The 17,127-nt window shown below is 38.6% G+C and carries 19 protein-coding genes; 17 read left to right on the top strand and 2 right to left on the bottom strand.

The window, feature by feature from the left end:
* Window positions 1-32 precede the first annotated feature (32 nt).
* From ACLNCV_RS02935 to ACLNCV_RS02925, 3 genes are all read left to right on the top strand, one after another.
* A complete protein-coding gene (locus tag ACLNCV_RS02935; protein WP_261121256.1) occupies window positions 33-302 on the top strand; it encodes a YqgQ family protein in 270 nt (89 codons plus the stop codon).
* Window positions 302-682, top strand: a complete 381-nt coding sequence (locus ACLNCV_RS02930; RefSeq protein ID WP_000259256.1) for a rhodanese-like domain-containing protein — start codon at window positions 302-304, stop codon at window positions 680-682. Before ACLNCV_RS02935 ends, ACLNCV_RS02930 begins: the two co-directional genes overlap by 1 nt.
* Window positions 683-768: 86 nt before the next feature.
* Window positions 769-1,002 (top strand): hypothetical protein, encoded by a 234-nt coding sequence (locus ACLNCV_RS02925; protein ID WP_024057696.1) that lies wholly within the window; start codon window positions 769-771, stop codon window positions 1,000-1,002.
* 37 nt (window positions 1,003-1,039) lie between these two features.
* On the opposite strand, the gene ACLNCV_RS02920 is transcribed toward ACLNCV_RS02925, so the two are convergent.
* Complete coding sequence (locus tag ACLNCV_RS02920) at window positions 1,040-1,765, bottom strand: 16S rRNA pseudouridine(516) synthase (RefSeq protein ID WP_125454751.1); 726 nt, start codon at window positions 1,763-1,765, stop codon at window positions 1,040-1,042.
* Window positions 1,766-1,926: 161 nt separating this feature from the next.
* On the opposite strand from ACLNCV_RS02920, the gene typA reads away from it, so the two are divergent.
* The 14 genes from typA to ACLNCV_RS02850 all read left to right on the top strand — a co-directional run bounded on the left by typA (window position 1,927) and on the right by ACLNCV_RS02850 (window position 16,169).
* Complete coding sequence (gene typA / locus ACLNCV_RS02915) at window positions 1,927-3,768, top strand: translational GTPase TypA (RefSeq protein WP_000164108.1); 1,842 nt, start codon at window positions 1,927-1,929, stop codon at window positions 3,766-3,768.
* Window positions 3,769-3,787: 19 nt separating this feature from the next.
* The gene (locus tag ACLNCV_RS02910; RefSeq protein ID WP_000262675.1) at window positions 3,788-4,042 is read left to right on the top strand and encodes a DUF3165 family protein; all 255 of its coding nucleotides are present in this window, start codon (window positions 3,788-3,790) and stop codon (window positions 4,040-4,042) included.
* Window positions 4,043-4,410: 368 nt separating this feature from the next.
* Window positions 4,411-6,447, top strand: a complete 2,037-nt coding sequence (locus ACLNCV_RS02905) for a bacteriocin-associated integral membrane family protein (RefSeq protein ID WP_261125949.1) — start codon at window positions 4,411-4,413, stop codon at window positions 6,445-6,447.
* A 1-nt stretch (window position 6,448) separates the two neighbouring features.
* On the top strand, window positions 6,449-7,090 hold the full coding sequence (locus tag ACLNCV_RS02900) for an ABC transporter ATP-binding protein (RefSeq protein WP_000571283.1): 642 nt from the start codon (window positions 6,449-6,451) through the stop codon (window positions 7,088-7,090).
* Between the two features lie 103 nt (window positions 7,091-7,193).
* Entirely contained in the window at window positions 7,194-8,546 is a 1,353-nt protein-coding gene (gene murD, locus ACLNCV_RS02895) for a UDP-N-acetylmuramoyl-L-alanine--D-glutamate ligase (RefSeq protein ID WP_424844842.1), read from the top strand.
* A 1-nt stretch (window position 8,547) separates the two neighbouring features.
* On the top strand, window positions 8,548-9,606 hold the full coding sequence (locus ACLNCV_RS02890; protein WP_261034481.1) for a UDP-N-acetylglucosamine--N-acetylmuramyl-(pentapeptide) pyrophosphoryl-undecaprenol N-acetylglucosamine transferase: 1,059 nt from the start codon (window positions 8,548-8,550) through the stop codon (window positions 9,604-9,606).
* 9 nt (window positions 9,607-9,615) lie between these two features.
* Complete coding sequence (locus ACLNCV_RS02885; RefSeq protein ID WP_424844841.1) at window positions 9,616-10,869, top strand: cell division protein FtsQ/DivIB; 1,254 nt, start codon at window positions 9,616-9,618, stop codon at window positions 10,867-10,869.
* 232 nt (window positions 10,870-11,101) lie between these two features.
* A complete protein-coding gene (gene pyrF, locus ACLNCV_RS02880) occupies window positions 11,102-11,803 on the top strand; it encodes an orotidine-5'-phosphate decarboxylase (RefSeq protein WP_424844840.1) in 702 nt (233 codons plus the stop codon).
* A gap of 33 nt (window positions 11,804-11,836) precedes the next feature.
* Entirely contained in the window at window positions 11,837-12,469 is a 633-nt protein-coding gene (pyrE, locus tag ACLNCV_RS02875; protein WP_042901257.1) for an orotate phosphoribosyltransferase, read from the top strand.
* A gap of 331 nt (window positions 12,470-12,800) precedes the next feature.
* Complete coding sequence (locus ACLNCV_RS02870; RefSeq protein ID WP_153209027.1) at window positions 12,801-13,205, top strand: hypothetical protein; 405 nt, start codon at window positions 12,801-12,803, stop codon at window positions 13,203-13,205.
* Between the two features lie 95 nt (window positions 13,206-13,300).
* Window positions 13,301-14,065: a hypothetical protein gene (locus tag ACLNCV_RS02865; RefSeq protein ID WP_153209029.1), complete on the top strand. Its 765-nt coding sequence runs from the start codon at window positions 13,301-13,303 to the stop codon at window positions 14,063-14,065.
* On the top strand, window positions 14,065-14,817 hold the full coding sequence (locus tag ACLNCV_RS02860) for a hypothetical protein (protein WP_033682780.1): 753 nt from the start codon (window positions 14,065-14,067) through the stop codon (window positions 14,815-14,817). The genes ACLNCV_RS02865 and ACLNCV_RS02860 overlap by 1 nt, the downstream gene beginning before the upstream one ends.
* A 9-nt stretch (window positions 14,818-14,826) precedes the next feature.
* The gene (locus tag ACLNCV_RS02855; protein ID WP_424844856.1) at window positions 14,827-15,525 is read left to right on the top strand and encodes a hypothetical protein; all 699 of its coding nucleotides are present in this window, start codon (window positions 14,827-14,829) and stop codon (window positions 15,523-15,525) included.
* Window positions 15,522-16,169 carry an ABC transporter ATP-binding protein gene (locus ACLNCV_RS02850; RefSeq protein WP_023943164.1) on the top strand — a complete coding sequence of 216 codons (648 nt, stop codon included), beginning with the start codon at window positions 15,522-15,524 and terminating at the stop codon, window positions 16,167-16,169. The genes ACLNCV_RS02855 and ACLNCV_RS02850 overlap by 4 nt, the downstream gene beginning before the upstream one ends.
* Window positions 16,170-16,255: 86 nt before the next feature.
* Here ACLNCV_RS02850 and ACLNCV_RS02845 read toward each other — a convergent pair whose 3' ends face one another.
* On the bottom strand, window positions 16,256-17,122 hold the full coding sequence (locus ACLNCV_RS02845) for a cysteine ABC transporter substrate-binding protein (RefSeq protein WP_424844839.1): 867 nt from the start codon (window positions 17,120-17,122) through the stop codon (window positions 16,256-16,258).
* Between the last annotated feature and the right edge of the window lie 5 nt (window positions 17,123-17,127).

Below are 17,127 nucleotides of genomic sequence, written 5' to 3'. Positions count from 1 at the left end.
GCAGCTTTTTTAATTTCTGTGATACTTCTTGTGTGGGTCTCTTCTTGAAAAAAACACAAAATTTTGCTAGAATGAGTCTTATGAAAACATTCTATGATGTGCAGCAATTCCTCAAACGATTTGGTATTATTGTTTACATGGGAAAACGCTTATATGATATTGAACTGATGAAGTTGGAACTCTCTCGGATTTACGATGCAGGGTTGATGGACAAATTAGACTATCTAGAGGCAGAAGCGGTTCTCCGCAGAGAGCACAAGGTAGAATTGGATTATATTGAGAAAAATGGAGAAATGAACTAATGGTTACTTGGATTTTGTGGGCACTTATACTAGCAATGTTGGCGTGGATGGGCTTTAACTATCTTCGTATTCGCCGTGCGGCTAAAATTGTAGACAATGAGGAGTTTGAAGCCTTGATTCGTACGGGTCAATTGATTGATTTGCGTGATCCAGCAGAATTCCACAGAAAACATATTCTTGGGGCTCGCAATATTCCTTCAAGTCAGTTGAAAACTAGTCTTGCAGCCCTTCGTAAAGACAAACCTGTCCTTCTTTACGAAAACCAACGTGCGCAACGGGTTACGAATGCAGCCCTTTACTTGAAAAAACAAGGTTTTTCTGAGATTTATATCCTTTCTTATGGATTGGATTCTTGGAAAGGGAAAGTGAAGACTAGCTAACATTCTGTAAAAATCTGTCGAATGATAGATAAAGCTAGCATTTTATGGTATCATCATTTATATTAATTTTAAGGAGATTTTATAATATGAATTCACAAGAAAAGAAAAAACCTTCACTTATTTTAGGTATCTTATCTATCGTCCTTGGTTTGCTTTCTCCAATAGTGGGTCTGATTTTGGGTATCATAGGATTGGTCTTGGCTATTTCATACCAAAAAGAGTCACAATTAGACTATAAAATAGAAAAGATTCTTAATATCTTAGGAATTGTGATTTCTGTAGTTAACTGGATTGTAGCCGTCGCAGTAGTTTTTAGATAAACAATAAAAAAAGCTTTAATTTTAAAGCTTTTTTGTTTTATCGACTCATCTCTAAATAGTTTTTAATGATTTGTAACTCTTTTTGGTTCAAAGGGCGGTAGTTACCTTCTGCTAAATCTGGGTTCAATGTGAAGTCCCCAAATTGGATTCTCTTGAGGCTAGTCACCTTGACACCAACCGAGAGGAACATTTTTTTTACCTGATGAAATTTCCCCTCTGAAATGGTAATAGAGGCTTGACTGTGGGAAGGACTTGCAGATAGAATTTCTAGGCTTGCAGGTTTACAGATAGTACCATCTAAAAAGACAATTCCTTTTTGAAAGGCTTGGATATGGTCAGGTGTTAGAAGTCCATTAACCTCAACTTGATAAGTCTTATCGACATGATATTGGGGATGGAGGAGTTGGAAGCCCAAGGGACCGTTATCGGTCAAGAGAAGGAGTCCTGTCGTATCTCGGTCCAGTCGGCCGACGGCATAGAGCTTGTCAGACTGGATGTCAGGCGGAAGGAGTTCCATGACGGTTGGAAGTTTCTTGTCTTTGTTGGCTGTAACGACACCAGCAGGCTTATGAAGCATAAGATAGGTGTGCTCATAGCCTTGAATGATTTGGTCCTGAAAAAGGAGTTCCTGTAGTCCTGTATCGATATTTTGGGCTAGGGAGCGGGCTGGGCAACCATCGACTAGAATTTCTCCTTTAAGTAAGGCTTGTTTCATGGCCTTTCGGCTGATTTTTTCTTGGGCTAATAAATTATCTAAACGCATACTGTGCCTATCTTATCATAAGTCGCTTGCTTTGAAAAGGCTTGACGTGAAAAGAAAAGCAGAGTGAAAACATTTACACTTGCTTGAATTATGTTATTTACCTGAAATTATGGTATAATTGCTCAGTTAGAAAATAAATTTTGAATATTATAGAGGAAATCATGACAAAATTAAGAGAAGATATCCGTAACATTGCGATTATCGCCCACGTTGACCACGGTAAAACAACCCTCGTTGACGAATTATTGAAACAATCAGAAACGCTTGATGCACGTACTGAATTGGCAGAGCGTGCTATGGACTCAAACGATATCGAAAAAGAGCGTGGAATTACCATCCTTGCTAAAAATACAGCCGTTGCCTACAACGGAACTCGTATCAACATCATGGATACACCAGGACACGCGGACTTCGGTGGAGAAGTTGAGCGTATCATGAAAATGGTTGACGGTGTTGTCTTGGTCGTAGATGCCTACGAAGGAACCATGCCACAGACTCGTTTTGTATTGAAAAAAGCTTTGGAACAAGATCTTGTCCCAATCGTAGTTGTTAATAAAATCGATAAACCATCAGCTCGTCCAGCTGAAGTAGTGGACGAAGTCTTGGAACTTTTCATCGAGCTTGGTGCAGATGACGACCAGCTTGATTTTCCAGTGGTGTATGCTTCAGCGATCAACGGAACTTCTTCATTGTCAGATGATCCAGCTGACCAAGAAGCTACTATGGCACCAATCTTTGACACAATTATCGACCATATCCCAGCTCCAGTAGATAACTCAGATGAGCCTTTGCAGTTCCAAGTGTCACTTTTGGACTACAATGACTTCGTTGGTCGTATCGGTATCGGGCGTGTCTTCCGTGGTACTGTTAAGGTTGGGGACCAAGTTACCCTTTCTAAACTTGACGGCACAACTAAAAACTTCCGTGTTACAAAACTCTTCGGTTTCTTTGGTTTGGAACGTCGTGAAATCCAAGAAGCCAAAGCAGGTGATTTGATTGCCGTTTCAGGTATGGAAGATATCTTTGTCGGTGAAACCATTACTCCGACAGACGCAATTGAAGCTCTTCCAATCCTACACATCGATGAGCCGACTCTTCAAATGACTTTCTTGGTCAACAACTCACCATTTGCTGGTAAAGAAGGTAAATGGGTGACTTCTCGTAAGGTGGAAGAACGCTTGCAGGCAGAATTGCAAACAGACGTTTCCCTTCGTGTTGACCCAACTGATTCACCAGATAAATGGACTGTTTCAGGACGTGGAGAATTGCACTTGTCAATCCTTATCGAAACAATGCGTCGTGAGGGCTATGAACTTCAGGTATCTCGTCCAGAAGTTATCGTAAAAGAAATCGACGGTGTTAAATGTGAGCCATTTGAACGTGTTCAAATCGACACTCCAGAAGAATACCAAGGTTCTGTTATCCAAAGCCTTTCTGAACGTAAGGGTGAAATGTTGGATATGATTTCAACTGGTAATGGTCAAACTCGTTTGGTCTTCCTTGTTCCAGCGCGTGGTTTGATTGGATACTCAACTGAGTTCTTGTCAATGACTCGTGGTTACGGTATCATGAACCATACCTTCGATCAATACTTGCCATTGATTCCAGGGGAAATTGGTGGTCGTCACCGTGGTGCCCTTGTTTCTATCGATGCTGGTAAGGCTACAACTTACTCAATCATGTCTATCGAAGAACGTGGTACGATCTTTGTCAACCCAGGTACTGAGGTTTATGAAGGAATGATCATCGGTGAAAACTCTCGTGAAAATGACTTGACAGTTAACATCACTAAGGCTAAACAAATGACCAACGTCCGTTCAGCTACTAAGGACCAAACAGCTGTTATCAAGACTCCTCGTATCTTGACACTTGAAGAGTCTCTTGAGTTCTTGAACGACGATGAGTACATGGAAGTAACTCCTGAGTCTATCCGTTTGCGTAAACAAATCCTTAACAAGGCAGAGCGTGAGAAAGCTAACAAGAAGAAAAAATCAGCTGAATAAGAGCTAGAAAGAGATAAAGATGGTTTATTTAATCATAGGACTCCTCTTATTACTACTCTATGTATTTGCGACACCACAAAGCATTAAAGGGACAGTTAATATCGTCCTTGTCGTCTTTGCTTTCGTAGCACTCTTGATTTTACTGATGTTGTCAGTTCTGCAAATCTTTCAGCTACCGACAGAATTCTTTATCGCAATCGCCATGCTCTTCCTAGCATACTTTAGCTTGCGAGATATTACCCTCATGTCGGTCAGTAAAAGTAAAAGAAGATAAAGAAGAGAGTTTCGGCTCTCTTTTTTTGTAGAAATTTTACAATAGTTTGAATTGTCTTTTACTATAACATCATCTCTTTTGCTTGTAAAGTATAAAGGCGGAAACTGGAATAAAATCCGCTAATGTCATCTATTTTTTAGGAAATTGTAAAACTTCATTACTAATGACACCTTAGTAAAATATGTTGATAGATTATATAGAAAGTGATATACTTAAGTTATAAGAAACCGATTTCAAACTAAGAAAGGATTAAATTTGTTGTTTTGTTGCTCAGGGTGTGATGGATTAAACTAGGAGAATAATTCTAAGAATTTATAAAATGTAAAATTTCTTTCTATAGAGTTATTCTCTTATACAAGGAGTCTACTATGAAGAAACTATTCATATTATTATCAACTTTTTTTCTCAGCTTCTTCCTTGTTTGGATTATTGTCTTACGTGCGCCACAATATTTATATGCAAGCTATGATTCCGTCTCCTTACTTCGTGTCAAAAAAGATACTCAGGAACCGACGCGTGAGGTATTTGAACAGGAATTGGAGAAGTTTGCAAACTCCGAACAGAGTTTAATAGCTAGGAGAATTGTAGAGCCGAGTAAGGATGGGACGACTCACTTTACTTATGCAACTTATGGTCAGGGAACTTTACCAAAACAATTCCAAGAAGCTAGCCAAGAAAGTCGTGAACGTAGTGATCCGCTAAATAGTTATCTCCTTTTGTCAGGCTCCTTGACGAAAGAAAAGCTTGCCGATAAATTAGGAGATTTGGGTTATAAAGCAATTCCTGACCGAAAGACACCGCCCTATTCTCTTGCTTTTAGAATGTTACTAATTCCCCTTATTTTAATTAGTTTAGCAATATTTGGCTTCTCTTTCTTTGCTTTAGTGATTATCACTCGGATTAAGGAAATGAGAGCAGCATGTATAAAACTCTTTTCTGGTCAGACTCTCTTATCCATCATGGGGCATTCTTTATCGACTGATATCAAGTGGCTCCTTCTATCAGCCCTCCTTTCCTTCCTAGGTGGGGGAGTCGTTCTTTTTAGTCAAGGTTTGTTTTATCCTATCTTGTTAGCCACCTATGGTTTTGGGATTAGTTTCTATCTGTTGTTTTTATTGGCGATTTCAATTTTACTAATGCTCCTTTATCTAATGAGTTTGAGTTATAAAGCATTAGTTCCCGTTATTAAGGGGAGATTACCCCTTAAACGCTTGATGGCTTTAACCCTATTGTGTCAGTTAGTTGCTGTCTTTACAGTAGGCTACGCTGTTAAGACAGGCTTGACGTCTTACCAACGATTGAAAGAACTTGAAATTTCAAAACAAGCATGGCAGGACAGAGCAGACTATTACCAGATTTCCTTTGGCTTAGGTGATAGAGTAAAAGATACAGAAAATCAGAATAAGTGGTATGCCTTTGCCAAGGAAGCAATCGAAGAAGAACAGGCTCTATTTGTAAAAGATAATCTGTTCCATTTTGCAAATCCACAAGGAAAAAATGAACAAGGAAAAAATGAACAAGGAGAGACACTGGATACCTATAGTCCAGATGCTAATACGCTCTACGTTAGTCCCAGTTATTTGGACAAGGAAAATGTGGCTGTAAATGATGAGACTAGACAGAAACTAGCTCATCTTCAAAAAGGGGAATTTGGACTCTTATTACCAGAATCTCTTCGTTCACAGGAAGCAGAACTCAAGAAAATTTTTGAAGAACGTTTGAACTATTACGGAAAATCAAGCGAGGATAAAGACGCTCCTTTAGAGTATGAAATGAGAGCGATTGTTAGCTATCTTCCAACTGGAGAAAAGCGGTTTGTTTATAATAACGGTGAGAATCCTGTATCCACTCAGTATTTGACTGATCCGATTTTAGTTGTATTTACTCCAACATCTATAGGTGATAGTATCATTTCTAAATCTATGTGGTCTATCAATGCTGGTAATAATATCTTTGTCAAAGGATATGAGAGCGGGCTAGAACTCTTGAAGAAAGCTGGAATTTATGAGCAAGTATCCTATCTTAAAGAAAGAAGAAGCGTTTATCTAACTCGTTATAATGAAGTTCAAACTGAAACAGCAACTTTAATCTTAGGAGCTATTGTGGGGATAGCTAGTTCCTTGTTACTCTTTTATTCTGTCAATCTTCTATATTTCGAGCAATTCCGCCGAGATATCTTGATTAAACGAATTTCAGGTTTACGATTTTTTGAAACACATGCTCAGTATATGGTTAGTCAATTTGCCAGTTTTATATTTGGTGCTAGTTTCTTTATTTTAAGCAGTCGAGACTTGGTGATTGGCTTGCTCACTTTATTAGTCTTTCTAGTTAGTGCAGTTCTGACGCTTTACTGTCAAGCACAGAAAGAATCTCGTGTTTCTATGACAATTATGAAAGGAAAATAGGATGATTGAACTAAAGAATATATCTAAAAAATTTGGAAGCCGTCAGCTATTTTCAGATACGAATCTTCATTTTGAAGGTGGGAAAATTTATGCCTTAATCGGTACAAGTGGCTGTGGTAAGACAACACTCTTGAATATGATTGGACGATTAGAGCCATATGACAAAGGACAAATCATCTATGATGGCACCTCTCTTAAGGACATCAAGCCTTCTGTTTTCTTTAGAGATTACTTAGGATATCTATTTCAAGATTTTGGCTTAATTGAAAGCCAAACCGTCAAAGAGAATCTCAATCTGGGTTTAGTTGGCAAAAAGTTGAAAGAAAAAGAGAAAATCTCTTTGATGAAACAAGCTCTAAACCGTGTAAACCTCTCTTATTTGGATTTGAAGCAACCTATATTTGAGTTATCAGGAGGAGAAGCACAACGTGTTGCATTAGCGAAGATAATTTTAAAGGATCCGCCTTTGATCCTCGCAGATGAACCAACCGCTTCTTTAGACCCCAAAAACTCTGAGGAATTACTTTCTATCCTAGAATCTTTAAAAAATCCGAATCGGACCATTATTATTGCGACCCACAATCCTCTGATTTGGGAGCAAGTGGACCAAGTCATTCGAGTTACCGATTTATCACATAGATGATAAGGTAAAATTCAGTTAGAAGAAAGAGTCACAAACACACTTTGTGGCTTTTTTATTTCCATAAAAATGGTAAAATAGTAAGAGTAGAAATGGAGTTTGAGACATGAAAGTAATAGATCAATTTAAAAATAAGAAAGTCCTTGTTTTAGGTTTGGCCAAGTCTGGTGAATCTGCAGCTCGTTTGTTGGACAAGCTAGGAGCCATTGTGACAGTAAATGATGGGAAACCATTCGAGGACAATCCAGCTGCGCAAAGTTTGCTGGAAGAAGGGATCAAGGTCATCACAGGCGGTCATCCTTTGGAACTCTTGGATGAAGAGTTTGCCCTTATGGTGAAAAATCCAGGTATCCCATACAGTAATCCCATGATTGAAAAGGCTTTGTCCAAGGGAATTCCAGTCTTGACCGAGGTGGAATTGGCTTACTTGATTTCAGAAGCGCCAATTATCGGTATCACAGGTTCGAACGGTAAAACAACCACAACGACCATGATTGGGGAAGTTTTGACTGCTGCTGGTCAACATGGTCTTTTATCAGGGAATATCGGCTATCCAGCTAGTCAAGTGGCCCAAACTGCGTCAGATAAGGACACGCTTGTCATGGAACTTTCTTCTTTCCAACTCATGGGCGTTCAAGAATTCCATCCTGAGATTGCAGTTATTACCAACCTCATGCCAACTCATATCGATTATCATGGTTCTTTTGAGGAATATGTAGCAGCCAAGTGGAATATCCAGAACAAGATGACAGCGGCTGATATCCTTGTCTTGAACTTTAACCAAGACTTGGCAAAAGAATTGGCAAGAAAAACACAAGCTACAGTTGTACCATTTTCAACACAGGAAAAGGTTGATGGAGCTTATCTGGAAGATGGTCAGCTCTACTTCCGTGGGGAAGTTGTCATGGCAGCGAATGAAATCGGAGTTCCAGGAAGTCACAATGTGGAAAATGCGCTTGCGACGATTGCTGTAGCCAAGCTTCGTGGTGTGGATAACCAAAGCATCAAAGAAACTCTTTCAGCTTTTGGTGGTGTCAAACACCGTCTCCAATTTGTGGATGAAATCAAGGGTGTCAAATTCTATAATGATAGCAAGTCAACCAATATCTTGGCTACTCAAAAAGCCTTGTCAGGATTTGACAACAGCAAGGTCATTTTGATTGCAGGTGGTTTGGACCGTGGCAATGAGTTTGACGAATTGGTACCAGACATTACTGGACTTAAGAAGATGGTCATCCTCGGTCAGTCTGCAGAACGTGTCAAACGGGCAGCAGACAAGGCTGGTGTCGCTTATGTGGATGCGACTGATATTGCAGATGCGACCCGCAAGGCTTACGATCTTGCTACTCAAGGAGATGTGGTTCTGCTCAGTCCTGCCAATGCCAGCTGGGATATGTATGCTAACTTTGAAGTACGTGGCGACCTCTTTATCGACACAGTAGCGGAGTTAAAGGAATAATATGAAAAAAATTGTCTTTACAGGTGGGGGGACGGTTGGACACGTTACCCTCAATCTTTTGTTAATGCCCAAGTTCATCGAAGATGGCTGGGAAGTCCACTATATCGGAGACAAGCGTGGTATCGAACACCAAGAAATCCTTAAGTCAGGTCTAGATGTCACCTTCCATTCTATTGCGACTGGAAAATTGCGTCGTTATTTCTCTTGGCAAAATATGCTGGATGTTTTCAAAGTTGGTTGGGGAATTGTCCAATCGCTCTTTATCATGTTACGACTTCGTCCAAAGGCTCTTTTTTCAAAGGGAGGCTTTGTCTCAGTACCGCCTGTTATTGCAGCGCGTGTGTCAGGAGTGCCAGTCTTTATTCACGAATCTGACTTGTCCATGGGCTTGGCCAATAAAATCGCCTATAAATTTGCGACGAAGATGTATTCAACCTTTGAGCAATCTTCAAGTTTGTCTAAGGTCGAGCATGTGGGAGCAGTGACAAAGGTTTCAGACCAAAATACTCTAGAACCAGATGAATTGGTGGATATTCAAACCCACTTTAATCCCCAATTGCCAACTATATTGTTTGTCGGTGGTTCTGCAGGCGCTCGTGTCTTTAACCAATTGGTGACAGACCATAAGAAAGAACTGACAGAGCGCTACAATATTATCAATCTAACTGGAGATTCTAGCCTGAATGAGTTGAGCCAAAATATTTTTCGTGTTGACTATGTGACCAATCTCTATCAACCCTTGATGGAATTGGCTGATATTGTTGTGACACGAGGTGGTGCCAATACGATTTTTGAGCTCTTAGCCATGGCAAAATTGCATGTTATTGTGCCACTTGGTCGTGAAGCTAGTCGTGGAGATCAGATTGAGAACGCAGCCTACTTTGTAAAAAAAGGCTATGCAGAAGAGCTTCAAGAAAGCGATTTGACCTTGGATAGTTTGGAAGAGAAGCTTTCTCACTTACTAAGCCACAAGGAAGGTTACCAAGCTAAGATGAAGGCTTCAAAGGAATTGAAATCTCTAGCAGATTTTTATCAATTGTTGAAAAAAGATTTATCATAAGGAAAGTAAATGTCAAAAGATAAGAAAAAAGAGGGCAAAGAAATCCTCGAAGAATTTAAAGAGTTATCAGAATGGCAGAAACGAAACCAGGAATATCTAAAAAAGAAGGCTGAAGAAGAGGCGGCCCTAGCTGAGGAGAAGGAAAAGGAAAGACAAGCTCGAATGGCTTCAAAATCTGAAAAGTCAGATGCAACCGAGGAGCAAGAGAGTGAATCTGATCCAAAAGACTCAAAATCAGCTAAGGAAGAGTCTGAAGAAAAAGTAGAAGAGTCAGAAGACGTCAAAAAAGAAGTACCCAAAGAAGAACCAAAATCTAAAGAGCCAAAGAAACAGAATAAACAGGATAAAAAAATAGAGAAAAAGCCTGTAAAGGAAAAACCGGTCAAACCGAAAATTCCAGGAGTTCATATCTGGCGGGCTATCTCGATTTTGTTTCTCAGTCTGCTTTTATTGGTTGTCTCTGCATACTTGCTCAGCCCTTATGCGACCATGAAGGATATTCGTGTTGAGGGAACAGTGCAAACTACAGCTGATGATATTCGACAGGCTTCAGGCATTCAGGATTCGGATTATACGATTAACCTTCTGCTAGACAAGGCAAAATATGAAGAGCAGATCAAGTCTAATTATTGGGTTGAATCAGCTCAGCTTGTCTATCAATTTCCAACCAAGTTTACTATCAAGGTTAAGGAATATGATATTGTGGCCTACTATGTTTCTGGAGAAAGTCATTATCCAATCCTTTCAAGCGGTCAGCTTGAGACCAGTTCGGTCAGTTTGGTGAGTCTGCCAGAAACTTATATATCAGTTTTCTTTAATGACAGCGAACAAATCAAGACCTTTACCTCAGAACTTTCTCAAATTAGCCCCGAACTCAAGTCTGCTATCCAAAAGGTGGAACTAGCCCCAAGCAAGGTCACATCAGATTTAATTCGATTGACTATGAATGATTCGGACGAAGTTTTGGTTCCCCTTTCTGAAATGAGTAAGAAATTGCCTTATTACAGTAAGATTAAGCCTCAATTGTCAGAACCAAGTGTGGTCGACATGGAAGCTGGAATTTACAGTTATACTGTGGCGGATAAATTAATTATGGAAGCTGAGGAAAAAGCCAAACAAGAGGCTAAGGAAGCTGAGAAGAAACAAAAAGAGGAAGAGAAGAAAAGACTGGAAGAACAGCAGAATAAACTAGAAGAGGAAAGGAAAAAGCTGGAGGAAGAGGGCAATCAAAACCAAACAACCCGGCGTTCATCGCGTCGCTAGGTTTAGCTTTTCTCCTAGAGCTCTTTAGTTGCCATGTTTTTACTTGACAAGTGCTAGTAGAAATAATAGAATAGTAAAAAACCTTTAAAGCAGTCCAGAGAGGCAGCTAAGGTTAGACGGTGAAAGGGTGGAGACTACCCATTTTTCGTGGAACCTTGCTGTTGGCAGGTTCCTTTTTTCGTGGCTTCTTGTGGCCAGACTCTCTCACTAGCAAAGGTAAAAGGAGAAACCTATGCGAGAACATCGTCCAGTTATTGCTCTTGATTTTCCTAGTTTTGAGGCGGTCAAGGAATTCTTAGCTCTTTTTCCAGCAGAAGAAAGCCTTTATCTTAAGGTAGGGATGGAGCTTTATTACGCAACGGGGCCTGAGATTGTGTCCTACTTGAAAGGCCTGGGGCACAGTGTCTTTTTGGATCTCAAGCTGCATGACATTCCCAATACTGTCAAATCAGCTATGAAGGTCCTGTCTCAGCTTGGTGTGGATATGACAAATGTTCATGCTGCTGGGGGTGTAGAGATGATGCAGGCTGCGCGTGAAGGTCTTGGAAGTCAAGCCAAATTGATTGCAGTGACTCAGCTGACATCAACATCAGAAGCTCAGATGCAGGATTTTCAAAACATCCAAACCAGCCTGCAGGAGTCAGTGATTCATTATGCCAAGAAGACGGCTGAAGCGGGATTAGATGGTGTTGTTTGCTCGGCTCAGGAAGTGCAACTCATCAAGCAGGCCACCAATCCAGATTTTATCTGTCTGACACCGGGCATTCGTCCAGCAGGTGCTGCAGTTGGAGACCAAAAACGCGTGATGACACCTGCTGATGCCTATCAAATCGGTAGTGACTATATCGTAGTGGGACGTCCCATTACCCAAGCTGAGAATCCTGTTGCAGCTTATCATGCCATCAAGGATGAATGGACACAGGACTGGAATTAAAGAACTAGATTAGAAAAACAAAAGGAGAAGACCATGACACTTGCTAAAGATATCGCTAGCCACCTCTTGAAAATTCAAGCAGTTTACCTCAAACCAGAGGAGCCTTTCACTTGGGCATCTGGTATCAAGTCACCGATTTACACAGATAACCGTGTGACACTAGCCTATCCAGAAACTCGTACACTAATTGAAAATGGTTTTGTGGATGCTATCAAAGAAGCCTTTCCAGAGGTTGAAGTGATTGCAGGAACTGCGACAGCTGGGATTCCACACGGAGCTATCATTGCTGATAAGATGAACTTGCCATTTGCCTACATCCGTAGCAAACCAAAAGACCACGGTGCTGGTAATCAAATCGAAGGTCGCGTAGCTCAGGGTCAAAAAATGGTAGTGGTGGAAGATCTTATTTCAACAGGTGGTTCTGTTCTTGAAGCAGTAGCAGCAGCCAAACGAGAAGGAGCAGATGTGCTTGGAGTAGTAGCGATTTTCAGTTACCAATTGCCAAAAGCAGATAAGAACTTCTCAGATGCAGGTGTCAAACTTGTGACGCTTTCTAACTACAGTGAACTCATTCACCTAGCCCAAGAAGAAGGCTATATCACGCCAGAAGGACTCGACCTTCTAAAACGCTTTAAAGAAGACCAAGAAAATTGGCAAGAAGGTTAGGTCAGTAAGATAAAGAGAGACGAGTCTGGGACAAAAATCTAACTTAAACATAAAAAACGAACAAAAATGAGTTATCTAACAATTAGAATTCTGTTTCGTTCGTTTTTTTGTATAATCTATCGCTTTTTAAAATTTATAATAAAGAATTTCTAAAATTAAAATCTTTTTGTCCCGGACTCTTTTAACCATTTTATTTAAGATATTTAAAATATGACAATATTTTAAATAAAATAATTGACAGCGCTTTCTTTTGCTGATATAATGAAAATATAATATGTATCAAATTGATCAATCAACTATCTTGTTTATCACTTTTTAGGAGGACGATGTCATGAAAAGAAGAAAAATATATTCCCTTTTTTGCGTAGTTACAATTGCAGCTAGTTTGTTTCTCCCTACAGTCTTAGCTAGACAGGTTGGAGATTATGATTTAACGTTGCCGCGTTTTCATTCGGATACAACTAGTGCGCTTGAGAAAGAAAACGCCTCTGCTGGAATTAATAATAATTACAGCACTGGTGGCGGTAAAACGTTAAATACCTCTATTCGTAGCGCCTATAGTGGGGCAGATATCACTACAGTATATCAATTGAGTTCTGGCTCTAGGATTGTCATGTACTATGATGGAGGTGGTGATAATTATATTGGTTCTGATACTAGATTAGCTATGGCGCCACAGTTTGGAAATCATGTAAGAATTCATACTTCAGGTTCTTGGAGTCCAGATTCTTATTAACTTACTTGTCAGAGTAAGTCTTAAAGATGGTTGATTGTGGGTGTAGCATGAAAAAAGAATGCTACACCCTATTCTTATTATAAGGAGGAGTTGGGATGGAATTTTTTATTTGTAATCTTGTACGAGTCGTTAAATCACCTCGGTTTTATATGTCTTTATTTTTGACCCTTCTTTGCATGGGTTTAGGAAATTTCCTTGCTTTCAATGGTATTTATAAAATTGAAGGTTTATCGATTTTTTTTGCCGCTTCTTCTATTAGAGGATTTTCACCGATTAGCCTAGTAGCTGCACTTATCTGTACACTGCCCTATTCTAGTCAGATAATAGAGGATGCTGAGAGTCATTTTCTAACAGCACAATTGTGTCGAATTTCTAAAAAGAAGTATCTGGCTATTGTGGGTAGTACTGTAATTATTTCTTCTTTTCTAGTCTTTTTTCTCCCCTATTTATTATTATTAGGAATTAATCTTTTAGTGACTCCTTATCAGGAAATTTATATTGGAGACTATAGTGGTGCCTTAAAAGAATTATTTGATTCTAATCAGTTTCTCTATAGTCTTGTAACGACTCTCTGGTATGGAGTTTGGGGCGCTGTGTTCTCTATTTTTGGACTAGCTAGTGCTTTGCTAGTGAAGAAAAAATTAGGAGCTATTTTCATCCCAGTTGCCTATATGATGGTTGGGGGTATTTTTTGGGGTATTTTAGAGCTATCTTACTTAGAACCTGTGACAACATTAGCTTTGGGATATCAGAAAGATATCAGTCTTTCCTTAGTTAGTGGGCATCTTGCTTTTATTTTATTTGTTAGTTGTTTGGTTGTTTATGGTACATTTTTTCTACATTCAGAGGACTACGTATAATGAAACAATTTGTTCAATTTTACAAAAAAGATTTTTTATCAGTATTGGTTTATTTTATATTACTGCTATCCTGTATTTTATCTAGTACAGTATATTTACTGCGATGTCGCCAATATTCAATCCATCCAAATGTATTAGAATGGCTCTTAGTCTTACTTCAAGATATTACAACTGGAGTATATTGCTTTCCGTTCACATATATATTATTCTTTTTTCATTTGATGAATAACTATTTTAATAGGTTGGAGTGCCGCATTCGTCTGAAATCAATTAAGCACTTTACCAGTTTTAGTTTCAAATTAGCAGCTCTTAGTACGGGGATTTGGACGGCGACTTTATTTTTATTGATTTTTCTAATTGCATTTAGTAATGGTTTTAGCTTTTCTTTGGAGATAAAGGAGGTTGATTTTTTAAGAGAATTTTATGGTATAAGTATTGCAAACAATGCTAGTTTCTTTATAGGATTTTTTTTCTCTTATATAGCATACTATTTCTTTTTATCCTTACTTACTATTAGCAGTTTTTCTTGGTTTAAAAAATCAAACATGAGCTTAGTATTTCTGTTTACTTTTTTATTTGTAGAATCCTTATTCTGGATTTATCAGTTGAACAATGGGATAATTGGATTATTGCCAATTTTTCAGTATATGGTAAATTCCAATCCGTATGCTTTGATTTATTGGCTTACATTACTATCTATCATAATTCCATTGACTGTATTTTCTGTTCATAGAAACTGGAGGAGAGTGTAAAAGTTGGAAATGGGAAAGTTAAGTAGTCACATGTGGAGGTTGAATCAGATAATCTATACCAAGTACTTTTGGGGTTATGTTCTTTTTTGGATATTGATTTGTTTAGGATTATGGTATTGGTTAGAAGGAAATGATAGACTTGTTATAGAAATTTTAAAAGGGCCTAATCTGAGTCAAAACTCTTTTTTAGTCTTATCTATATGGTTGCTTCATTGGTTTATTATTCATACATTTTTTCTAGCAGTTGTATATCGTAGAAGAGCATCCGATTTCTTTATGGAAGTGATTCGATTTTCTTCTATTAAGCTCTGGATTAGGTATCAGATTTGGACCTGTTTTCTTTATGGACTCGTTTTAATCATGGTAAAAGTTCTAGTGATTCAATTTATGTTACAGTTACCAAACTGGGATATAGGAGTTTTGTTTATAGTTGATTTTTTGAATGTTTGTGTGCTATCCTTGCTTTGCTTTACGTTATACATACTAGGAGCGAATGAGCAAATGAACTTTTTTTGTGTTAGCTTCTTTTTACTCATGATTGTGTTTGGCAGTTTGTTTGTGGGGAGTCGAACCAATTATCTATTTTATATTCTGAATAGAGGAAATGGAGATATAGGACGAGATCTATTTCTTCAGTTGCTATTTTTAGTCTTTCTTTTTAAAAGCATTTTCTATTTCACTCGTCAAAAGAGGAGGTTTATAGAATGAATGAAATAATTACATTAAAAAATATTCAGTTGGAATTAAAAAAAACATGTGTTTTTCAAAACCTTAATTTTAGTTGTAAACAGGGGGAAATTATAGGAATTACTGGTGCGAATGGCTCAGGGAAAAGTGTATTGTTTAAATTAATAGCTGGTTTATATAGTCCGTCTTATGGAGAAGTGTTAATCAATGGGGAAAATATTGTTCCTGAGAGAAAAATTCCAGCTAATTTAGGAGCTTTGATTGAAGAACCTGGTTTTATAAATTATTATAGTGGCTTTAAGAATTTACAATATTTGGCAAGCATACGAGGAGTAGTTGGTAATCAGGAAATCAATGATACACTGAAAATAGTTGGTCTATATGAGCAAAAAGACCAGAAAGTTAAAACTTATTCGCTAGGTATGAGGAAAAAGCTAGGGATTGCTCAAGCAATTATGGAGAATCCCTCTATTCTTTTACTAGATGAACCTATGAATGCCTTGGACAAATCAAGTGTAGAAAATATGAGAACATTGTTTAGAAAGCTCTCTAGTGAAAAAGGGACAACAATTTTGATTGCTAGTCATAGTGAAGAGGATATTCGTATCTTATGTGATAAAGTATATGCAATAGACGATAAAGTATGTACACTGTGTTCAGATTGAACATATTAGATAGACTCAGGATGTTATAGGTAAAATCTTAAAAAGGGATTGGAGCTTAAAATCCAGTCCCTTTTAAGTGTTAATGACTAGTCAACTTTTCCACCTTCAACAACTAGATCATCTGCTTTAGCAGCGTCACCGTAGGTTGGGTGAAGTGTTTTTTCATAGGCCTTGTGGAAGAAGTTTTCCTTACCTAATTTTTCAATATCTTTATTGATGAAGTCTAGCAATTCTTGGTTGCCTTTTTGAACTGCTGCTGCGATGGTATCTGGATCACCGAGGGAAGTAATTCCTACTTCAAATCCTTTATTTTCAAGCGCCCAAGCTAGGACTTCCGTATTGTCAGTAGAGAAGGCATCTCCACGTCCGTCAAGAAGAGCTTGGTAAGAGTCACTGTATTGGTCGTATTTTTGGAGTTTGATTTCTGGATGATTCTTTTCAAAATAAGTCTCAGCAGTCGTTCCTTTTGTGACAATCAAGGTTTTACCTTCAAGTTGTTTGACGTCTGTAATGAGACCAGTCTTAGGTGATACGACTCCAAGTGAAACTTTCATGTATGGAAGGGCAAAATCAACTTGTTTCTTGCGTTCGTCAGTTACTGTAAAATTGGCAAGGGTAATATCCACCTTGTTTGAAATCAAGTATTCCGCACGGTTGGCAGCATCGACTGAAACGTATTTGACCTTGACACCAAGATCTTGAGCCAGTTGGTTCCCTAGTTCAATATCGTAACCTTGGTAAGAACCGTCATTGTCAACGTAACCAAACGGTTTCTTGTCCCCAAATACGGCGATTCGTAGTTCACCGCTTTTTTTGATTTCATCGATTGTGCGAGCCTTGGCAGTGGTTTTTCCAGATGAGGAACTAGCATTTCCACCTGAGCTACAAGCTGTGACAAAGATAAGGGCGAAGGCAAGTGCTAAAACAGTTAAGAGTGGTTTGAATAGTTTCATAAGAA

This window comes from Streptococcus sp. CL5.50 (genome assembly GCF_049738015.1).
Taxonomy (GTDB): Bacteria; Bacillota; Bacilli; order Lactobacillales; family Streptococcaceae; genus Streptococcus; species Streptococcus mitis_CA.
The sequence above is the reverse complement of the archived record's forward strand: the minus strand, read 5'-3'. Positions and strand labels throughout refer to the sequence as shown.